This is a genomic window from Pseudoxanthomonas sp. 134C1 (assembly GCF_057773065.1).
Genome location: NZ_JBYMTH010000002.1, coordinates 654,626 through 675,339, shown reverse-complemented (window position 1 = coordinate 675,339; position 20,714 = coordinate 654,626). Strand labels below are relative to the sequence as shown.

18 protein-coding genes and 1 pseudogene are annotated in these 20,714 nt (G+C 63.5%); 11 read left to right on the top strand and 8 right to left on the bottom strand.

Annotated elements, in window-relative coordinates; all coding sequences use genetic code 11:
* Window positions 1–127 precede the first annotated feature (127 nt).
* From AC3DEZ_RS07000 to AC3DEZ_RS06975, 6 genes and pseudogenes are all read left to right on the top strand, one after another.
* Window positions 128–1,258 (top strand): PilT/PilU family type 4a pilus ATPase, encoded by a 1,131-nt coding sequence (locus AC3DEZ_RS07000; RefSeq protein ID WP_447104922.1) that lies wholly within the window; start codon window positions 128–130, stop codon window positions 1,256–1,258.
* Between the two features lie 26 nt (window positions 1,259–1,284).
* Window positions 1,285–1,881: a hypothetical protein gene (locus tag AC3DEZ_RS06995; protein ID WP_488387556.1), complete on the top strand. Its 597-nt coding sequence runs from the start codon at window positions 1,285–1,287 to the stop codon at window positions 1,879–1,881.
* Window positions 1,882–2,290: 409 nt separating this feature from the next.
* Window positions 2,291–6,532 (top strand): RHS repeat-associated core domain-containing protein, encoded by a 4,242-nt coding sequence (locus AC3DEZ_RS06990; RefSeq protein ID WP_488387555.1) that lies wholly within the window; start codon window positions 2,291–2,293, stop codon window positions 6,530–6,532.
* On the top strand, window positions 6,516–6,989 hold the full coding sequence (locus tag AC3DEZ_RS06985; RefSeq protein ID WP_488387554.1) for a hypothetical protein: 474 nt from the start codon (window positions 6,516–6,518) through the stop codon (window positions 6,987–6,989). The genes AC3DEZ_RS06990 and AC3DEZ_RS06985 overlap by 17 nt, the downstream gene beginning before the upstream one ends.
* Window positions 6,990–7,190: 201 nt before the next feature.
* Window positions 7,191–8,168: pseudogene (locus AC3DEZ_RS06980) on the top strand (RHS repeat-associated core domain-containing protein); the annotation flags it as partial.
* Window positions 8,143–8,637, top strand: coding sequence for a hypothetical protein (locus tag AC3DEZ_RS06975; RefSeq protein ID WP_488387553.1), 495 nt, complete (start codon window positions 8,143–8,145; stop codon window positions 8,635–8,637). The pseudogene AC3DEZ_RS06980 and the gene AC3DEZ_RS06975, both read left to right, overlap by 26 nt.
* A 38-nt stretch (window positions 8,638–8,675) precedes the next feature.
* Here AC3DEZ_RS06975 and AC3DEZ_RS06970 read toward each other — a convergent pair whose 3' ends face one another.
* The 4 genes from AC3DEZ_RS06970 to AC3DEZ_RS06955 form a co-directional block, all read right to left on the bottom strand.
* On the bottom strand, window positions 8,676–9,233 hold the full coding sequence (locus AC3DEZ_RS06970; protein WP_488387581.1) for a DUF6037 family protein: 558 nt from the start codon (window positions 9,231–9,233) through the stop codon (window positions 8,676–8,678).
* Between the two features lie 259 nt (window positions 9,234–9,492).
* Window positions 9,493–9,972: a fimbrial protein gene (locus AC3DEZ_RS06965; protein ID WP_488387552.1), complete on the bottom strand. Its 480-nt coding sequence runs from the start codon at window positions 9,970–9,972 to the stop codon at window positions 9,493–9,495.
* Window positions 9,882–10,556 carry a hypothetical protein gene (locus AC3DEZ_RS06960; RefSeq protein WP_488387551.1) on the bottom strand — a complete coding sequence of 225 codons (675 nt, stop codon included), beginning with the start codon at window positions 10,554–10,556 and terminating at the stop codon, window positions 9,882–9,884. The genes AC3DEZ_RS06965 and AC3DEZ_RS06960 overlap by 91 nt, the downstream gene beginning before the upstream one ends.
* A 264-nt stretch (window positions 10,557–10,820) precedes the next feature.
* A complete protein-coding gene (locus AC3DEZ_RS06955) occupies window positions 10,821–11,330 on the bottom strand; it encodes an Lrp/AsnC family transcriptional regulator (protein WP_488387580.1) in 510 nt (169 codons plus the stop codon).
* A 117-nt stretch (window positions 11,331–11,447) separates the two neighbouring features.
* On the opposite strand from AC3DEZ_RS06955, the gene AC3DEZ_RS06950 reads away from it, so the two are divergent.
* Window positions 11,448–12,434, top strand: coding sequence for a quinone oxidoreductase family protein (locus AC3DEZ_RS06950; RefSeq protein WP_488387550.1), 987 nt, complete (start codon window positions 11,448–11,450; stop codon window positions 12,432–12,434).
* Window positions 12,435–12,510: 76 nt separating this feature from the next.
* On the top strand, window positions 12,511–13,341 hold the full coding sequence (locus AC3DEZ_RS06945) for an NAD-dependent protein deacetylase (RefSeq protein ID WP_488387549.1): 831 nt from the start codon (window positions 12,511–12,513) through the stop codon (window positions 13,339–13,341).
* 243 nt (window positions 13,342–13,584) lie between these two features.
* Here AC3DEZ_RS06945 and AC3DEZ_RS06940 read toward each other — a convergent pair whose 3' ends face one another.
* The 3 genes from AC3DEZ_RS06940 to AC3DEZ_RS06930 all read right to left on the bottom strand — a co-directional run bounded on the left by AC3DEZ_RS06940 (window position 13,585) and on the right by AC3DEZ_RS06930 (window position 16,832).
* Window positions 13,585–15,579, bottom strand: coding sequence for a putative bifunctional diguanylate cyclase/phosphodiesterase (locus tag AC3DEZ_RS06940; protein WP_488387548.1), 1,995 nt, complete (start codon window positions 15,577–15,579; stop codon window positions 13,585–13,587).
* 12 nt (window positions 15,580–15,591) lie between these two features.
* Entirely contained in the window at window positions 15,592–16,140 is a 549-nt protein-coding gene (locus AC3DEZ_RS06935) for a heme NO-binding domain-containing protein (RefSeq protein ID WP_488387547.1), read from the bottom strand.
* A 152-nt stretch (window positions 16,141–16,292) separates the two neighbouring features.
* Window positions 16,293–16,832 carry a DNA-3-methyladenine glycosylase I gene (locus AC3DEZ_RS06930; RefSeq protein ID WP_488387546.1) on the bottom strand — a complete coding sequence of 180 codons (540 nt, stop codon included), beginning with the start codon at window positions 16,830–16,832 and terminating at the stop codon, window positions 16,293–16,295.
* Between the two features lie 36 nt (window positions 16,833–16,868).
* Here AC3DEZ_RS06930 and AC3DEZ_RS06925 point away from each other — a divergent pair, with 36 nt between their 5' ends.
* The 3 genes from AC3DEZ_RS06925 (at window position 16,869) to AC3DEZ_RS06915 (ending at window position 19,090) form a co-directional block, all read left to right on the top strand.
* Complete coding sequence (locus tag AC3DEZ_RS06925) at window positions 16,869–17,432, top strand: YqgE/AlgH family protein (RefSeq protein ID WP_447104929.1); 564 nt, start codon at window positions 16,869–16,871, stop codon at window positions 17,430–17,432.
* An 85-nt stretch (window positions 17,433–17,517) separates the two neighbouring features.
* Complete coding sequence (gene ruvX, locus AC3DEZ_RS06920; RefSeq protein WP_447104930.1) at window positions 17,518–17,970, top strand: Holliday junction resolvase RuvX; 453 nt, start codon at window positions 17,518–17,520, stop codon at window positions 17,968–17,970.
* A 175-nt stretch (window positions 17,971–18,145) separates the two neighbouring features.
* The gene (locus AC3DEZ_RS06915) at window positions 18,146–19,090 is read left to right on the top strand and encodes an aspartate carbamoyltransferase catalytic subunit (protein WP_447104931.1); all 945 of its coding nucleotides are present in this window, start codon (window positions 18,146–18,148) and stop codon (window positions 19,088–19,090) included.
* A gap of 17 nt (window positions 19,091–19,107) precedes the next feature.
* Here the strand turns inward: AC3DEZ_RS06915 and AC3DEZ_RS06910 are convergent, their stop codons facing one another.
* Window positions 19,108–20,676, bottom strand: coding sequence for a GGDEF domain-containing protein (locus tag AC3DEZ_RS06910; RefSeq protein ID WP_488387545.1), 1,569 nt, complete (start codon window positions 20,674–20,676; stop codon window positions 19,108–19,110).
* Between the last annotated feature and the right edge of the window lie 38 nt (window positions 20,677–20,714).

Genomic DNA, 20,714 nt, shown 5'->3' with positions numbered 1-20,714 from the left:
CGGGAATCGGGAATGGAGCATCGGGAATCCTGAGAGCAAATGCAGTTCCCGAACCGTTTCCCAGGCCGCCGGCTTCTGACGATTCCCGATTTACGACTCCCCATTCCCGGCTCCGAAGGAGCATCCCATGAGCAGCATCGACTTCACCTCCTTCCTCAAGCTGATGGCGCACCAGAAGGCGTCGGACCTGTTCATCACCGCCGGCATGCCGCCGTCGATCAAGGTCCACGGCAAGATCTCGCCCATCACCCAGACCGCGCTGACGCCACAGCAGTCGCGCGATCTGGTGCTGAACGTGATGACGCCGGCCCAGCGCGAGGAATTCGAAAAGACCCACGAGTGCAACTTCGCGATCGGCGTGGCCGGCGTGGGCCGCTTCCGCGTGAGCTGTTTCTACCAGCGCAACCAGGTCGGCATGGTCCTGCGCCGCATCGAGACCCGCATCCCGACGGTGGAGGAACTCAACCTGCCGCCGGTGATCAAGACGCTGGCGATGACCAAGCGCGGCATCATCATCTTCGTCGGCGCCACCGGCACCGGCAAATCCACCTCGCTGGCGGCGATGATCGGTTACCGCAACCAGAACTCGACCGGCCACATCATCACCATCGAGGATCCGATCGAATTCGTGCACAAGCATGAAGGCTGCATCATCACCCAGCGCGAAGTCGGCATCGACACCGACAGTTGGGACGCCGCGTTGAAGAACACCCTGCGCCAGGCGCCGGACGTGATCATGATCGGCGAGGTGCGTACCCGCGAAGGCATGGATCACGCCATCGCCTTCGCCGAAACCGGTCACCTGGTGCTGTGCACCCTGCATGCCAACAACGCCAACCAGGCGATGGACCGCATCATCAACTTCTTCCCGGAAGATCGCCGCACCCAGCTGCTGATGGATCTCTCGCTCAACCTCAAGGGCGTGGTCGCGCAGCAGCTGATTCCGACCCCCGACGGCAAGGGTCGCCGGGTGGCGATGGAAATCCTGCTCGGCACCCCGCTGGTCCAGGACTACATCCGCGACGGCGAGGTCCACAAGCTGAAGGAACTGATGAAGGAATCCACCAACCTCGGCATGAAGACCTTCGATCAGAGCCTGTTCGAGCTGTACCAGGCCGGCGAGATCTCCTACGAGGACGCCTTGCGCTACGCCGACTCGCAGAACGAAGTCCGCCTGCGCATCAAGCTCTCCCAGGGCGGCGACGCCCGCACCCTGGCGCAGGGGCTGGACGGGGTGGAAGTGGCGGAAGTGCGCTGAGGCGCGCGTCCGGCTGATACCCAGGCATGGATGCCACCGTCCGCAGTCCCTATCAGGCACCCGAAGGACCCATCGAGGACTCCGCCAGCCGCAAGCGGAAACCTTTCTTCCTCGCACCGCCAGCGCACAAGCTGGCGGTGATGATCGTCGCCACCCTCGGCCTGTACCTCATCTGGTGGTTCTATCGCAACTGGCGCGCGGTGCAGCGCCACGAAGGCCGTCGGCGCGCGCCGGTATGGCGCGCGATGTTCTCGTTCCTGTTCGCCCATGGCCTGTTCAAGGCCATCAACCGCATCGTCGCCGGCCATGACGCCACCGCGCGCCTGAAGATCAACGCGGGCGGACTGGCAATCGCCTATGCCGTGCTTTACCTGTGCGCCTGGCTGCCACCGCCGTACTGGCTGGTGTTCGTCTCCTGCTTGTTCCCCCTGCTGCCGGTGAATGCACTGGCACGCCGCTACAACGAAGCCATCGACGGCGATCTCCATCGCGCGGAAGACGCTTTCAACATGTGGAACTGGCTGGGGATCGCACTGGGCGGATTGTTCTGGCTGCTGATTCTGCTGGGAATGGTGCTGACGGCGATTGCGGCTTGGTTGCCGGCGCAGGATGTGTCGCTTTGAGTCGCGCGCGGTCGGGAGGGCAGTGGACGTCCGGCAGGCGCTCTTCTTCTACTGATCCGAAGTGATACATGTCGTCCGAGGCCTCTTGAAACCCGAGGGGGATCGGATTCACAAGTTGTGCTTGTCCGCTGAGGGGCGTGAGGCTGGAAGACGATGGGATACGGAAAGCCCGGATATGGTCCGGTTCGCGAGCACTATCGAGTGAGCATTTGAGATTCTGCTCGGATGCGGATGGCAAACATCCTGGTCTCCGACGAATTCCGGAGAAGCCATCAGAAGATCAAAGATCCGGATGAACGAATGCATGAGCGCTGCCTGGGCTCGGCGAAGCATTTCATGAGGCGGTTCGTTATTTTAGGCGAATCAATGTGATATCTATCCACCATCGAGGTGGCAACAGGGAAGTGCAATGAAGGGGATGCTGGCCGTTCTGCTTTTTGTATTGTCGATGATGCCTGCAGGTGAGGCTCATGCGAATGTCTATGCGAACCAGGCCGAAGCCTATGCGGCTTGCATGGCGGATACAAAGATTCTGTTCGATAGCAGGGTGGGAAGATGGCCCTACTACGCCACGGACTACCGTTGTGAAATCCAGCCGGAGTTTACTGGCACTCGGCGATACAAGGGTCTTGTGTATGAGATTCCTTGGCAGGGTGGAACGTATGGATGGTCTGCCGGCGGTGTTTTTGATTGGCCTGAGCCGGGAATAGATTACGCAAAGGAGGCCGGCGAACAGAAGTGTTCTTCACCGAAAACGGTTTTCGGAAATCCGATCAGCGCGGCATCCGGAAACAAATTCCAGAAGGAAGTCGATATCGAGGCGCCAGGCCTGTCGTTCGTGCGGTATTACAACAGCACGCGGGACGGGGATGTGGGGTTCGGCCAGCGCTGGACTCATTCTTTCTCGGCGCGGATTGAGGTGGTTCCCGGCTCATCTTCTGATCTCGTTCTGCGCATGCATCGCCCAGATGGACAAACGCTGGAATTCTACAAGCGCACTTCCGGGGACTGGACTCCCGATCTGGATCAGGTCGGGAGAATTGAATCCCAGCAAGGTGGAGGATGGGCCTACTACAGTGGCGAGGCCGGTGAAGTCGAGAAATTTGATGACGCTGGTCGGTTGCAGAGACTGGAGCATCTGGGAGGGAGCTTCCAGCAAGTCATCTATGGTGTTCAGGGGTATCCGCAGAGAATAACGTCGGTCCATGCGAGGGACGGGCGTTCATTGGGTTTTTTCTATGCATCCACCGGACATATCCAGTCGGTAGTCCTGTCTACCGGGGAGGGGGGGACGTATGAAATCAATGGCGCAAACCAGTTGGAGGCGGTTGTCTATCTGGATGGTGGCAGAAGAGAGTATCTCTATGACGAGGCAACACTGCCACAAGGGCAATCCCAGGCGCTGTTGACCGGAATTGTCGATGAGGCCGGATACAGGTTTTCGTCGTACAGATACGACGCCAATTCGTGGGCCGTGGAATCCGTGCACGCAGGAGGCGTGGGGCGGGTGCTGATTCAGCACCAAGGAAACAATTCCACTGTGACACATCCGTCCGGACGTAACGAGTACATCCGGTTTGATTTCCTGACCATGGGCGCCCGACGAGTGTCGCAGTCCTATTCGTCGTGTGTCGGTTGCCAGGAAGATCTGATCAACTATTCCTACAGCCTTGATCGCAAGCTCACCCAGGAAAGAAGGAATGGCGTAACCACCACCTACGTGAATGGGCAATGCGGCGTGGTTCTGGAAAGGGTGGATGCACTCGCAACCGGGGTTTCCCGGAAGATACAGACGGACTGGGACGAACCCGCGCATTTGCCGCTGGAGCGGAGGGTCTTGGATACAAGTGGAATCGTCCGGAACAAGGAAGTTTGGGGTTACAACACGCGCGGCCAGATTCTGAATGCGACGAATTCCGATCCGGTGGCTGGTGTCGCAAGGAATTCGACGAGTTCCTATTGCGAAAGCGCGGACATCGCTTCTGGTTCGTGTCCTTGGATAGGGCTGAAAAAAAAATTCGACGGACCTAGAACGGATGTGTCGGATGTTTCGCAGTACTCGTACTATCAGAATGATGCTGCCACATGTGTAACCGATCCGCAGGATTGTCCACACCGCAAGGGCGACCTCTGGAAAGTCACCAACGCCCAGGGCCAGGTGACCGAGACCCTGAAGTACGACGGCGCCGGTCGCGTACTTTCGGTCAAGGACCCGAGCGGGGTCATCACCGACTTCGAGTACCACCCGCGCGGCTGGCTGACCGCCAGCAAGGTGCGGGGAACGAATGACGCGGTCGAGACCGACGACGCCATCACCCGCATTGCCTACTGGCCGACTGGCCTGGTGCAGCGGGTTACCCAGCCCGATGGCGCGTTCACCCACTATGCCTACGACCAGGCCCATCGCCTGACCGACATCACCGACAACGCGGGCAACACCATTCACTACACGCTGGACAATGCCAGCAACCGTATTGCGGAAGAGACCAAGGACGCCGGAGGCGCACTCAAGCGAACACTGAGCCGCATCTACAACCAGCTCGGCCAACTGGCCACGCAGGCCGATGCCCAGGCCCACCCCACCGACTTCACCTACGACGCCAATGGCAACCTCAACACGGTGACCGACGCGCTGGGCCGGGTGACCGACAACGACCATGACCCGCTCGACCGGCTGGCGCGCACCTTGCAGAACGTGGGCGGCATCGCCGCCGAGACCAAATTCCAGTACGACGCGCTGGATAACCTGACGAAGGTGACCGACCCCAAGGGCCTGGACACCACCTATACCTACAATGGCCTGGGCGACCTGACCCAGTTGCAGAGCCCGGACACCGGCACCACCACCTACACCTATGACAGCGCCGGCAACCGTGCCAGCCAGACCGATGCGCGCGGGATCACCACGACCTACGCCCATGACGTGCTGAACCGGTTGACGGCGGTGAACTACCCTGACACCAGCCTCAACGTCGGCTACACCTATGACACGACGCCGACGGTCTGCGAGGCCGGGGAAACCTTCAACGTGGGCCGGCTGAGTGGGATGGACGATGCCAGTGGCAGCACCCGCTACTGCTACAACCGCTTCGGCCACCTCGTGCGCAAGGTCCAGACCACGAACGGCGTGAGCTTCGTGGTCCGCTACGCCTACACTTTGGCCGGTAACCTGCAGGCGATGGTCTACCCGGACGGCACCACGGTGGACTACGGCCGCAACGCGCAGGGGCAGGTGACCGAAGTGGGCGTCACCCGCAGCGGCCAGCCCCGGCAGGTGCTGCTGAACCAGGCGGCGTACCACCCCTTCGGTCCGGTGGCCGGCTGGACGTACGGCAATGGCCGCACGCTGACGCGGACCCTGGACCAGGACTACCGCCCGCTCACCATCGAAGACCCGGACACCGGCGGCCTGTCGCTGGGCTTTGGCTACGACGCGGTGGGCAACCTGACGAAGCTGGGCACCGCGCAGGGCATGGCGAACCCAGCCATCGGCTTCGGCTACGACGCCCTGGGGCGGTTGACCCGCACCGAGGACGGCCCGACCCAGGCGGCCATCGATGTCTATGCCTATGACGCCACCGGCAACCGCACGGCGCACACCACGGCGGCGGGCACGACGGCTTACACGTACCCCACGACCAGCCATCGCCTCACGGACGTGGCCGGCGTCGCGCGTACTTATGACGCGGTCGGCAACACCACCGCCATTGGCGCCAACCGTGGCTTCGCCTACAACGACGCCAGCCGGATGAGCCTCGTGCAGCAGTCCGGCGTGACCACCCGCCAGTACGTCTACAACGGTCGGGGCGAACAGGTGCGTCGCTACCTCGGCACCACCAGCACCTACACCGTCTACGACGAAGCCGGCCACTGGCTGGGCGACTACGACGACACCGGCACGCCCGTCCAGCAGGCGCTATGGATGGATGACCTGCCGGTGGGCCTGCTGGCCAACGGCCATCAACTCCATTACGTGCAGCCCGACCACCTGGGCAGCCCGCGGGTGGTGATTGAAGCAGCCCGCAATGTGCCGGTATGGACCTGGGACCTGAAGGGCGAAGCCTTTGGCGGCACGACCCCGCAGCAAGACCCGGACGGGGATGGCATTCCGTTTGTGCTGGACATGCGGTTCCCGGGGCAGCGGTATGACGTGGCTTCTACGCTCAACCAGAACTACTTCCGGGACTACGAACCGGCCGCTGGTCGGTACACCCAGAGTGATCCGATTGGTCTGGATGGTGGAGTTGGCACTTACAATTATGTCTATGGGAATCCTGTAAGCGACATCGATCCTTTCGGATTGGTTAGTGGCGGAAAGGGGGAGCGTGGACGCACTCGTTCGCCTGGCGGAACCAACAATCCTGGCAAGCACTGGAGGGACAATCCAGATAGGCCTGGTTGGGGTTGGCAGAAAGATCAAAATGGCAAATGGATACCCAAGAAGAAGCCGCCATACTTGCTTCCGCCCAAAGCAGCTGGCCCCCTTCTTGCACTAAGGATAGCTCTCCAGGTGGCATGTGAAAGCGGGGATATTGCTTCTTGTCAGAGCTTGTGCACTATCTTTCCTGAAGCATGTGCTGAGATGGAGCCTCAATTTCCGGACTTGGCCGTCTGTCCGTCGACAAGCGCAGTGAGTGCGGGTTTTAGGTGAAAATCATGATGAAAAAGTAGTTGTGGCGTGTCGCATAAGCTCTTCTAAAGAAGTTTCGAGGAAATCTGAATATATGAGACCTACTAGAGCTCGTGTCCGAATCGACGATTCTGCTATTTCTCCTGAAGTCATTCGCAACGTCGTCCTGTCACTTTTTACTCGTCGCCATGACTATGGAGACGGGAGTGTTTCTGAGCTTGTTGCCGAGCTAAACGGATTTGGGATTACAACAAGAAAGCAGTTTCGGCTTCTTATGAAAAAGCATCGGAAGGCTATTCGTGAAGATGAGGAGCGGAAAATGTCGCGACCAGAAACGCTGTACCTGACCAAAGAGCTTGGTTGGGGCGGGGTAGACGTTCACGCAAATAAATCGTGGTTTGCAATTCCTGGATTGGTACGACAGGCCATGGAGCTTGAGTATGGTGAGGAAGCAAGCGTATATGTTGAACAGTCGTAGATTGCTTTGGTGATGTTCGGAAGTCCGAAAGTGCATTCAGTGCCGTGGTGATGCTCAATTGAAACGGGAAAGAGCAAAACAGGGATCGGGGGCCGAAACAGGAGGCAGAGTACCTTGTCATAACGAATGGCTCGTTTAGGAGATAGGTGCTCTGACCCTCTATTTCCCACGGCACACACCACCGCAGCGGGTTCATCGGCCTACACGCACCCCACGACCAGCCATCGCCTCACGGACGTGGCCGGCGTCGCGCGTACTTATGACGCGGTCGGCAACACCACCGCCATTGGCGCCAACCGCGGCTTCGCCTACAACGACGCCAACCGGATGAGTGGGGTGCAGCAGGCGGGCGTGACCACCCGGCAATACGCCTACAACGGCCGTGGCGAACAGGTCCGGCGGTACCTGGGCACCACCAACACTTACACGCTCCATGACGAGGCCGGTCATTGGCTGGGTGACTACGACGACACCGGTGCACCCCTCCAGCAGGCGCTGTGGATGGACGACCTGCCGGTCGGCCTGCTGGCCAACGGCCACCAGCTCCACTACGTGCAGCCGGACCACCTGGGCAGCCCGCGTGTCGTCATTGAAGCGGCCCGCAACGTGCCGGTGTGGACCTGGGACCTGAAGGGCGAAGCCTTCGGCAGTTCCGCTCCGCAGCAGGACCCGGACGGGGATGGCATTCCGTTCGTGCTGGACATGCGCTTCCCGGGGCAACGATACGATGCGGCGTCAGGCCTTAATCAGAACGGCTTTAGGGATTACGAACCCAATGGACGCTATGTTCAAAGCGACCCAATTGGGTTGAGAGGCGGGATTAGCACCTATGCCTATGTAGCATCTAGGCCGCTGTCTTATTCCGATCCGCTGGGCTTAGAAGGGCCAGGTTCGTGGAACTCTGCTCCGGTTCTTTACGAAATGGGAAGCAGGCACGGACAAGCCATTTCGGGAGCATATCGGGATTACAGAGGGTGGCGAGTTTGGGGCCATCAGCGATTCCCGGGAGAGAAGAATTCATTCGCCCGTCATTGCACGGTGAGTTGCATTCTTTCCAAGAAATACGGAACGGGAATAACCAGGACCACGGGGTATATCAATGAGTACCAGGGATTCTATGTTCACGACCTTTTGGATTTGCCAAGGAGGTTCCGTGGCGAACGCCCGTGGGCGTTCTAAACGGATGACCTTGCAGCAAATGAAGAAGGGTTCAAGTGCGCAAATAAACAGCAGTGCACGCCATCCGGTTCGGACGATGCTTCTATTGCAAAGGAATGCGAGAAATGCTGCACGACGGGGATCATGTATGGGTACTAACTTTTGCGCGGTTCTATTGATCGGCTTATTGGCATTGCTATTAGCCGGATGTGGTCGTGGCCCAAGCGGTGATGAGCTTATCTCGCAAACCAAACGCATCCTGTCGAAAGCGAACCCTGGCTGTGCGATTGACGTGGCTTTTAATGGCGTTGGCGAAGGTGATGCAGATAGCGCCTATGTGGCAATCCGACTCGAAGCCGGCCCGGCCAATGGCCGCCGATCCAAAGATGTAGAGGTTCTAGTCTCCGACTTGAAATCGGGTCGCTGGGATATCCAGCAAGCGGGTTCTACCCAACTGGTAGATGCGGCAATCCAGCTTTGTAAAAGTTAGAAATGCCATCGAAGCCCCGCCAAGTGCGGGGCTTCTTCTTAGCGGCTGTTGTTAGCGGTAGCCGGGCCAATCCGGCAGGGCTTCGGGGGCTGGGGTGCGGGGCGGAATATCCGTTCAGCCGGTGCTGACGTTGTTGCGCTGGCACCAGTCGTGCATGGTCTGGCCCATGAACCGCCGAGTCTTGTCCAGGTTCTCATCGCGGACATGGCGTTTGCCGTCGCGGGCGTGGGGGATGAAGCGCACGAAGTGGACTTGTCGGCTTCTTCGACGTGACGGGACACCCGCACCACGTCGGCATGAGTGGGTCGGTCGCCCGCGTTGACGCGTTGCGGCAGGCTAGCGTCGATCTCTTGCAGGAAGTGCCGGCTGCTGAGCGGATTGCCGTTGCCGGCTCCGTTGAGCAGGGTGTTGGCCAGCGGCTTATAGGCATCGCCCAGGTCGGCGTTGATCTCGTAGGTGTCGCTGACCTCGAACAGCAGCACCAAGTCGTGTCCCAGGGTCCCAGGTAGGCCGGGGCCAGTTCGTAGGGCCGCACGTCGGCCAGGAACACGCCCTCGAAGTTCAGGTGGTTGTGTTCGATCCGAAAGCGCACGCACTCCATGGGCACGGCGCGCATGTTGCAGGCCGTGCACGCGGCCACGCACCCGGCGGCGAAGCTGGAACGGCGGCACGTACCATGAGCACCGCACCCATTGGACCGGAGACGTGATCGCGGGCTTCCACTTCCGCAGGCCGGTGAGGCTAGGCAACAGGCGATGGATCTCTTTCTGCTGCGCCAATGACTCATCGATCGTTGCCTTGGCATGGCAGAGAAACACTCGATGAGGGTGGGACTCTGGGTTCGATGACGTGGTTTCACTGGTAAGAGAAAGTGATGGTGCTCGACGCTTCCACTTTGCCGCTCGTGATTTTTGATTTGGTTTGCACGTACTGTGCCTGGAAAGGGATGGTGATGTATCTGTTGCTGGCCGAAGTCTTGTCGACATACCATTGATTGGTGTTGTTCTTGCCGGAGGAGTCGGGTCCGAATCTCAACGGGGTCGACTCTCCCGACTTGTACAGCTTCAAGCCGATGCCGACCGCGTCGGATCCCGGGCCCAGGCTGAGCGTATCGCCGGTGTTGGCGGGCGTGATGGCGTCGGTCATGGTCGCGTACACGGAGATATCCGGATCACAGTCCACCGCCACGGAGAATCCCGCAGACTGGGATGAGAGACTGTCTACCCCGTTGAAGTCGCTGGTGCTTACGGGGGCAAGGTAACCGTCTGCAATACGGATCCCGGGGTAACCCTGCAGCCAGTGGCGTTTACATTGATGACGGTTGAATTGAGCCACAGGTTGACGTCGCTGATGCCGGGTATCACCTTGTAGTCCTTGTCCGCGGCTCTCATGGTGGCCACGATTCGGGCCGGGATCGTATAGCTTCCCGTGCGGAGCCGATCCGTCGCGATGAGCGTCATCTGTACGGTGAACCCCAGAGAGTCCTTTCCGCCGCCGGTCTGTCCAGGAGCAGGGTAGGTCTGTTGGTACGGTGGTTTGACGCTCATCCATTCGCTGGCGTTGGGGTCTCGAAGCCCGACCACATAGCCGATACCGTGCACGCCAGTGGGGTAGACGGGATAGGAAGTGCCGTTGGACTCATGGGTGAGTCCGGCAATCGGAGTGTCCACGGGATAGGAAAAACTGAAATGCCCGTTTTTGCTGCAACCAATGAAGTCAAAAACCACGTAGTTGGTTTGCGCGCCGGTCGAGTTTCCGAGTTGCTGTCCGAGCCAGTTGCTGTCGGCGGGGCCTGAATGGGAGTAAGGCGGCGTAGTGACCCTCATGCTTCCCACGGTCGAGCAAGCCAGAGCGGGAAGAGGAGCGAGCAGCAAAGAGGCTATGGAAACACGCCAGCCACGAAATGTATCCAGTGTCATTAAATTGCCTTTGTACTGAAGGTAATGGGCAGCCGGATTCTAGATCGAATATTCGTTAGAGTTGCTGACCATCTGCTTATGTCTGGCATGTCACATCTGAGTCGGTGGTGCTGCCACTTTCGCGAATGAATGTGCGGATGCATCGTGCGAAAAGTTGGTTGATGCACCAATTTATCGTGACGAAGACGGCATCGACACTTGAAACGGATGGACGAGCATCGTATGTGCTACCTGCCGGGCCAGTTTTTTTTGCAAGGTACTGCTCTAGGCGCCAACGTCCCTCGTACCTGCGGCTTGATTCTGGAATGCCGGCGACAATTCAGGCATGTCCATGCCGCCCTGAAGGTGCCGCCTCAACACCGGCGCCACCGTCACACTGGCAATCCCCGGCATCGCCACGATCCGCTCGCGCAGCGCGCTGAGCGCGGCGAGGTCGGTGGCGCGGACGGTGAGTACGGCATCCATCGGGCCGGAGACATGATCGCAGGCTTCCACTTCCGGCAGGCCGGTGAGGCTGGGGAGCAGGCGGTTGCACGGACGGCCTTCGATGCGGACGAAGAAATAGGCGCGCGTGCCGGGGAGATCCACCGGGCCGGTGGTGTCGATGGTGAAGCGCTTGATGACGCGGTTGCGCTTGAGGCGGGCCAGCCGGTCCTGCACCGCGCTGCGTGACAGCCCGACCGCGCGGGCCAGCGCCAGTACCGGTTGGCGGCTGTCGCGGCGCAGGAGTTCGACGAGCTGCCTGTCCACCTGATCCAGTTCGGCGGTTGCCATGTCCACGCGGGATTCCTTGGCCGGCATTGTGCCGGTCGGGCGACATATTGCGGGGAGAGAGCCGGCGGTGTCCGCGGGTAGTTTTCGCGTTCGAGCCACTTCGCGGAAACCTATCACATGCCCCACGCCACCGAACGCGCCGCGCGCATCCACGCCTACGGTCCACCTGAAACACTGCGTATCGAATCCATCGACAAGCCGGCGCCCGGTCCCCGTGAGGTGTTGATACGGCACACGGCCATCGGCTTGAACTTCGTCGAGGTGTATTTCCGTCGCGGAACGTTTCCGGTTCCCGCGTTCCCCGCCGTGCTGGGCAATGAGGGCGCCGGGGTGGTGGAGGCGCTGGGGGCTGAGGTGGATGGGCTCGCCCTAGGCGACCGCGTGGTCTACGCGGATGGCCCCCTGGGCGCCTATGCCACGGTGCGCACGTATCCGGCGGATCGCGTGGTCCGGATTCCCAACGGGATCAGTGATCAGCAGGCCGCGGCCTCGTTCCTGCGCGGTGTCACCGCGCGCATGCTGCTGAAGGAGGTTGTGCCGTTGCAGGCCGGCGACACGGTGCTGTTCCATGCGGCGGCGGGGGGCCTGGGACTGTTGTTCGCGCAGTGGGCGACGGCGCTGGGCATACGGGTCATCGGCACGGTGTCGGACGGCGCGAAGGCCGAGGCCGCGCGTCGGGCCGGCTGTGTCGAGATCATCGACCGCACGCGTGGCGACTTCGCCGCAGAGGCGCGTGCCTTGACGGATGGCGAGGGTGTCGCGGCGGTGTTCGACGCGGTGGGGCGCGATACCTTCCGGGCTTCGCTCGATGCGCTGCGGCCGCGCGGCACGCTGGTGGCGTTCGGCAAGGCGTCGGGTGACCCGCCGCCGCTGGATCCTTTCCTGCTGGCGCCGAAATCGCTGCATGTGACCTGGCCCATCCGGCCTACCTATACCGAAGGCCGGGAAGCGCTGGAACGTGGCGCCGCGGATCTGTTCGATGTCATCGCGCGCGGCGTCGTGGACGTGAAGCCTCGCTACGTCTATGCATTGGACGAGATCGTGGACGCGCATCGGGACATGGAGAGCCGGAAGCGGGTGGGCGCGGCGGTGCTCGAGGTCTGACATCCGGTACTGGGCGGCGTGGCCGCGCCGGAATGCGGGCGCCGGACCCGGCGGTTTTCCGCCGTATGATGACGGCATGTCGATTGCCCTCACCGCCCCGCATGCCGAGGCCGCCGGACGCCTGCGTGAATGGCTGCTTTCGTTTGAACGCGTGTTCGTGCTGACCGGCGCGGGGTGCAGCACGGCGTCCGGGATTCCGGACTATCGCGATGCCGATGGCCAATGGAAGCGCACGCCGCCGGTAACGTATCAGGCGTTCACCGGCGAGCCGTTGATCAATGCGCGCTATTGGGCGCGCAGTTTCATCGGTTGGCCGCGGATGGCGAAGTCGCAGCCGAACGCGGCGCACCGGACCCTGGCGGCATGGCAGGGTGGACGCCTGTCGCAACTGTTGACCCAGAACGTCGATGGCCTGCACGAGCGCGCGGGCAGTCGCGACGTGATCGATCTGCACGGGCGCATCGACCAGGTGGTGTGCCTGCAATGTCGCACGGTGTCATCGCGGGCGGAGTTGCAGGAACGGCTGCACGACGCCAATCCCGCTTGGCATGGACTGGAAGCGGCGACCGCGCCGGATGGCGATGCGGATCTGGACGGGCTGGATTTCAGCCGGTTCCGGGTGCCGCCTTGCGAGGCCTGTGGCGGGATGCTGAAGCCGGATGTGGTGTTCTTCGGCGAGAACGTGCCGCGTGAACGCTATGAGCGGGCGGTGGCGGCGCTGCCTGCGTCGGACGCGCTGCTGGTGGTGGGTTCTTCGTTGATGGTCTATTCGGGTTTCCGCTTCGCCCGCATGGCGCATGAGGCGGGCAAGCCCATCGCCTTGCTCAATCGTGGACAGACCCGCGCGGATGCGCTGGCGGATCTGAAGCTGGATGCCGATTGCGTGGCGGTGTTGCCTGCCGTGTAGGGCCTGCGGTGCAGCGAGGCTGGCCGCAGGGTCTTTTCTCATCCGGGGAGAGCGTGGCGCGTAGCGCCGGATGTGCGTTTCGCACGCGGACGGGTTGCCCCCATCCGCCTTCGGCACCTTCCCCCGCGGGGCGGGGGAAGGGAAAGGTCATGCGATGGCGGGGGAGGAAGGCGAGCAACGAGCAGTTGGGGGGGGGATAGTGGGTCGTGGGACGTACGGCCAGTGACGGCGCGAGCGTGCGTGCTATGGCAGGGCGCGGAGTTGGCGGAGCAGGACTTCGCAGTCGCTGGCGGTCATCGGCGGGGCGAACAGGTGGCCCTGCAGGCCGTCGCAGCCGAGGTCACGCAGGGTGTGGGCCTGGTGCTCGGTTTCCACACCCTCGGCAATCAACGACAGGCCCAGGCTGTGACCGAGTTCGATGATGCTGCGGATGATCGGATAGTGCAGGCCGGGTTCGGCGGACGCATCGATTTCGCAGATGAAGGAGCGGTCTATCTTCAGCGTGTCCACCAGCAGTTGGCGCAGGTAGTTCAACGACGAGTAGCCGGTGCCGAAGTCGTCGATCGCCACGCGCACGCCGAGGGCGCGCAGTTCGCGCAGGTGGCGGGCGGTGGACTGGACGTCCTGCATCACCAGGCTCTCGGTCAGTTCCAGTTCCAGTGAGGACGCGGGCAGTCCGGTGGCCTCCAGCACGCGGGCGACGGTGCGGGCCCAGTCCTCCTGCTGCAACTGCACCGCCGACAGATTGACCGCCATCAGCAGGTTGGCGACGCCGGCGTGCTGCCAGCGCGCCATCTGCCGGCAGGCGTGTTCCAGCGCCCAGTGTCCGATCGCCAGGATCAGGCCGGACTCCTCGGCGATGGGGATGAACACGCTGGGTGGAATCGCGCCGTGGCGCGGATGGTTCCAGCGCATCAGGGCTTCGAATCCGATCAATACGCCATCGGCGCGGTACTGCGGCTGGTAATGCAGCGCCAGTTGGCCTTCTTCCAGCGCGTGGTGGAGGTCGGCGCGCAGATCCAGCCGTTCGCGGCTGCCGGCGGTCAGTTCCGGCGTGAAGAATTCGAAACAGTTCTTGCCACGCGCCTTGGCCCGATACATGGCCGCATCGGCATTGCGTTGCAGTTGTTCGGCGTCGCGGGCGTCGTCCGGGAACAGCGCGATGCCGATGCTGCCGGTGACATACAGTTCGTGACCGTCGACGGGAATCGGGCGGCGCAGGGTTTCCAGGCAGCGATCGGCCATCCGGGTGGCGTCGGCCACGCTCTTCATGCCGGGCAGGATCAGGGTGAATTCGTCGCCGCCCATGCGCGCCAGCGTGTCGGTCTCGCGCAGCAGGCGGCGAATGCGGCGGGTGGCGGCCATCAGCACGTTGTCGCCCTGCTGGTGGCCCAGGGTGTCGTTGATGTATTTGAAGCCGTCCAGATCCAGGAACAGCACGCCCACCCGATGCTCCTCGCGGCGGGCGTGGGCGATGGCCTGGTTCAGCCGGTCCCGGAACAGGAACCGGTTGGGCAGATCGGTCAGGGCGTCGTGATGCGCCTGATGGTTGAGGTTGTCGGCGAGTTGGCGGTGGCCGATGGCGAGCGCGGCGAGGCCGCTGATCATCATCATCCATTCCAGATCCGATTCGCTGGGCGGACGGCCATTCGGCGATTGCAGGGCGAATTCGCCGACGTGCTCGCCATGCGCCGTGGTCAATGGCACCGACCAGGCGCTGCCCGCGCCATCGAGCAGGCCGCCGTCACAATGGCGGCGCCAGACCGGATGCCGGCGGACGTCGTCCACCCATTGGATCTGGCGTTGCTCGTGAGTACCGCCGGGCAGCCACGCCAGCGGCGCCTGGATGATCGGATTGCGGCCTTCCGCCAGCGGCCTGTCCGCATGGAACAGCTCGCCATCGGCGTGCACCGCGATGAAGCAGCGGCCGCCGGGCGTCTGCGCCTCGACCATGCGGGTGAGTTCGACCAGGATGCTGTGCAGCGGATGGTCCTGCACGATCCGCTCCAGGAAACTCTCCAGCGTCTCGGCCTGGATGCGGCGGCTGATTTCCTCCTGCAACTGCCGGTTCAGCGTGTTGGTCGCGACGGTCTGCGCCTGCAATGCCTGGAACGCGTGTTCGCGTTTCTGCTGTTCGACGTACAGCTCCAGGCTTTTTTCCTCGATGAACAGCTCCGCCGCGCGGCGGGCCTGCTTTTCGCGCTCCAGTCTCCGTCTGAGCAGTTGCAGTTCGTCCATGGATGGAGCGGCTCAGTCCACCCGGGTCAGCAGGAAACGGATCGCGGTACCGCCGCCTTCGGCGACCAGCGGCGTACGTTCGATCCGCACGCGCTCGCCGTAATGATCCACGCAGCCGGCGATCAGGCCTTCGGCCAGATCGCCCAGCGGACGGCTGGAGCGGTAGTCGAACACCATGTGCCGATCATCATGCCGTTCATTGCGGAAGCTGGGCAGTTCGGCGCCGGGATACAGTTTCAGCACCTCGACGTGCACATGGTTGTCCACTTGTTCGAGGAAATCGAACGCGGAGTGCACGTTCTCGAAGAAGCGCGGATAACTCTTCACGAAGCGCCCGAACAGGTAGTGGCCGAACTCGCGCACGAGTTGCGCGCCGGGCAGGCCGGTTTCGCGGCTGAGCTGCACGACCAGCGCCAGCAGTTCGGTATGATCGTAGGTGCCCACGGCAGTGTAGATGCCGCCGCTGGGCAGGTGCGCGGCTTCCAGCACGCGCTCGGTCAGCTCCGGCCCGAAGCGGCTGTCCATCATCTCCATGAACTCGGTGAACACGACTCCCTTCATGCCTGCCTCTCCCAAGCAGCGATGATGGCCGGAGTATGCCCGCAACCGTGAAATCGGACCACGCGAAGCCGGCTTTCCCGATATCGGAAGGCGATGCGGAAGATTGAGCGAAGTGGTAAGCCGTGCTTACCACTTCGCTCAGCGGCGCGGGTTCAGCCCGCCGATTGCCAGGGCGGCGCCAGCGCGAGGATGCGCAGATGGGCGGGGCAGCTGTCGCGATGCGCGCCGCGCAGGTAACCCAGGCTCATCAGGAACTCACCGGTGATCTCGCCGCCGGTGAACCGGAACGTGCGCTTGAACAGCTTGATCCACTCTGGCTTGTCCAGCGGGTGATGCGCGTCCAGCCAGGCGGCGAAACCACCGTGCGAACCGCGCAGCGTCTGGATGACCTGGGCGTTGTGGATGGCGGCGTCCACCTTCAGACGATTGCGGATGATGCCGGGGTCGGCCAGCAGGCGTTCCCGGTCGGCGTCGCCATAGGCCGCCACCGCGTCCACGTCGAAGCCGTGGTAGGCCTGCCGGAACCCCTCGCGCTTGCGCAGGATGGTCTCCCAGCTGAGCCCGGCCTGGTTGATTTCCAGCAGCAGGCGCTCGAACAGGACCGCCTCTTCCCGCTGGGGGAAACCGTACTCCTGGTCGTGGTAGGGGCCATGGACGGGATGGCCGGGGGCGACGTCGCAATATCCGCTCATGCGGTCAGGGTAGCGCGGTCGGGCTAAAATGGCGCCATGTCCGCCGAAACCTTCCTCGCCAACCAGCTGCTGATCGCCTCGCCGGCCTTGGATGACCCCAATTTCGCCCGCAGCGTGACCCTGATCTGCCAGCACGACGGCGAGGGCGCGATGGGGGTGATGGTCAATCGTCCCTCCGAGTACACGCTGGGCGAAGTGCTGCTGCAGATGCAGCTGGACACCCCGGACGAGGGCCTGCGCGAGCAGATCGTGCTGAACGGCGGCCCGGTCCACCCGGAGCGCGGGTTCGTGCTGCACGACGACGCGCGGGCGTGGGATTCGACTCTCACCGTGGCCGACGGGCTTTACCTGACCACCTCGCGCGACATCCTGGAAGCGATGGCCGCCGGCCAGGGCCCGGAACACGCGATCGTCACCCTGGGCTGCGCAGGCTGGGGTGCGGGCCAACTGGAATTCGAGTTGGGCGAAAATGCCTGGCTGACCGCGCCGGCCGATACCGGCCTGCTGTTCGATCTGCCGCTGGAACGGCGTTGGCAGGCGGCGGGCGGGCTGATCGGTGTAGACATGACCAGGCTCACAGACTACAGCGGACACGCATGAAACCCTGTCGCCGGAATCGTCATGCCGCACGCGGTGGGCAAACCTGCCCGCCGACGCCATCCGGCCGGCGTTCCTGGAGTCGGCCATGAAGTTGGATGGCACGGTGTTGGGATTCGATGTCGGTGCGCGACGCATCGGTGTGGCCGTGGGCAGCGCCTTCGGCAGTGGCGCGCGCGCGCTGGCGGTGGTGGACGTGCACGCGCACGGGCCGGACTGGCCGGCCATCGATCGACTGCATGCGGAGTGGCGCCCCGACGGCCTGGTGGTCGGCGATCCGATGACCCTGGACGGTGGCGATCAACCCAACCGCAAACGCGCGCAGGCGTTCGCGCGGGAACTGCATGCGCGCTACAAACTGCCGGTGGTACTGGTGGACGAACGCGCGAGCTCGGTTGAAGCCTCGCGGCGCTTCGCGCTGGATCGCGCCGAGGGCCGCAAGCGCAAGCGCGATGCCGCCGCGCTGGACGCGGTGGCGGCGGCGGTGATCATCGAGCGCTGGCTGGCCGCGCCGCAGGACGCCACGCAGGTGACCCTTTGATCGAGGTGGCGACCCATCCGGCCAGGATCGGGTACGCCCCCGTGCGATCGTCTTCTTTTCCCGTTCCGGTTCCCGCCGTCGGCGGAGTGTCCGGTTCCCTGTTTTCCAACTTCCCGTCGGACTCCGGCAAGCTTGCCGGTGCCCGGTCCCGACCCTTGCATTCCAGAACTGAGCCATGACCCAGCAAATCGATTCGGATGGACGCCTGCGGCACCTGCTGACCCTGGATGGTCTTCCCCGCGAAACCCTCTGCCGCCTGCTGGATCGCGCCGGCCAGATCCGCGATACGGCGCTGGGCCGCACCCAGCGCCGCAACCTGCTGGACGGCACCACGGTGTGCACGCTGTTCTTCGAACCGTCCACCCGCACCCGCAGTTCTTTCCAGATCGCCGCCCAGCGCCTGGGCGCGGACGTGCTGAACTTCGACGCCTCCACCTCGTCCACCCGCAAGGGCGAGACGGCGCGGGATACCCTGCGCAACCTGGAAGCGATGGGCGTGCGCGGTTTCGTGGTGCGGCATGCCGAGGACGGCGCGGTGGATGCGCTGGCCGAAGCGGCGGGCGAGGGGACCACCCTGGTCAATGCCGGCGACGGCCGCAGCGCGCACCCCACCCAGGGCCTGCTGGACGCGCTGACCCTGCGCCAGGCCAAGGGTGCGGACTTCTCGCGGCTGAAGGTGCTGATCGTCGGCGACGTCAAGCATTCGCGGGTGGCCCGTTCGGATCTGCATGCGTTGCGCACGCTGGGCACCGGCGAGATCCGCGTCTGCGGCCCGCAATCGCTGCTGCCCGATGACGATACCCTGGCCGGCTGCACCGTCGGCGACGATTTCGACGCCATGCTCGAAGGCGTGGACGCGGTGATGATGCTGCGCCTGCAACGCGAGCGGATGGAAGAAGGCCTGATCGCGTCGCTCGATGCGTATCACCGCGACTTCGGACTGACCCGGGCACGCCTGGGTCGCGCGGCGAAGGACGCGGTGGTGTTGCACCCGGGGCCGATCAACCGTGGCGTGGAAATCACCGACGAGGTCGCCGACGGCCCGCAGTCGCTGGTGCTGCGCCAGGTCAGCAACGGCGTCGCAATCCGCATGGCGGTGCTGGAAACCCTGCTGGGCTGATCGTCGCGGCGCGCGGGTCAGTCGCGCGCCGCCATCACCCGGTTCTTGCCGGCCGACTTGGCCTGGTACATCGCGCGATCGGCGCGTTCGACCAATGACGCCTGCGGCTCGCCGTCGCGCCACATCGCGACGCCGGCGCTGAAGGTCACCGCCAGCCTTTCGCGTTCGTGCAGCAGTGGGCGCTGCGCCAGCCGCTGCTGGGCGCGTTCGGTAATTCCCAGAGCTTCGCGGAACGACGTGTCCGGCAGCAGCAGCACGAACTCCTCGCCGCCGAAACGGCCGATGGCGTCGCTGCCGCGCAGCGCGCCGCGGACGACGGCGACCACGTGGCGAAGCGCGGCGTCGCCGCCGAGATGGCCGTGGGTGGCGTTGATCAGGCGGAAGTCGTCCAGATCCAGCAGGGCCAGGCACAGCGGCTGGCCACTGCGCAGCGCGCGGCTGGATTCGCGCCGGAACAGTTCCTCGAAGCCCCGGCGGTTCAACGCCTCCGTCAGCTGATCGATCCGCACGAGGTTGGAGACCGATTGCAGTTCCTGCTCCAGGCTGGCGACGCGACGTTCGGCGGCTTCCGCCTCGGCGCGCACCGCGTACAGATCGTCGCGGGCACGCAGCGCCTGTTGTTGCAGCTGGGCGGTGTCCTGCAGGATGTCCTCCATCCGCTTGCCCAGTTCGGCGACGCTGCGGCTGTCGCGGAGCGCCTGTGCGTGGAAGCTGATGCGGTCATGGAATTCGCCGGTGCTGCTGGCCATGCCGTCGAGGCGTTCGACGAAGGTGACCATCATGTCCTTCATCGCCGCCTTGGACTCGTTGAGTCCCTGCTTGAGCAGGCCCTGCTTGTAGATGACCTCGCGCAGGCCGGTACGGGTTTCCTCCAGCCGCTCGCGATCCAGTGGACCGGTCAGCAGGCCGCGCGCCGCCGCGATTTGATCCTGCAGCCAACTGCCGTCCTCCAGCAGTTCACCGACATTCTCCAGCAGCAGATCGAACAGGCTGCGCAGCAGTTCCTGCGCGTCGCTGGCCTCGTGGCTGCCCTGTCCGATGGCATGGCACAGGTCCTTGAGCTGGCCGTCGAGCCCGTCCAGCGGCTGGCCGGGTTGCCAGGCCTTCAGGTCGTCCGCCATCTGCTGGGTCTGCTGGTGCAGGCGCGCGTCTTCCCGCAGCAGGGTCTCCACCGCCATCACCAGGGTGTGGTGGAGCAGTCCGCGCAGCTGCTCGGATTCGCTGGGGGCATCGCTGCCGGGAACCGGTTCGTCCGGGATGGTGCGGATGTATTTGTCGATCAGCTGCCGCATGGCGCGGCCATAGGCCAGCCAGTCGCCGTCGGCACAGGCGGCCTGCAGGCGCTGGCCCATGCCGCGCAGTTCGCCGCCCAGTCCGGCCACGCCATCGGCGAAGGCGGACACCAGGGCCGGCGGCGCGTCCGCGTGCAGGAACAGACCCTGCAACTGGGCGGGGGTGATGAGCGGACGTGACGCGTCGTGTGTCGTCAAGGCCTTGCCCGTCGGCTGCGTGCGCTTGTGGCCGCGCGCCCACAGGCGGCGGAAGCCGCCGGTCAGGCCGGGAGGGACATCGGAGCGTTCGACCATGGATGCTGCTCGCCGCGGATCTTTCGTGAAGGGGCGCC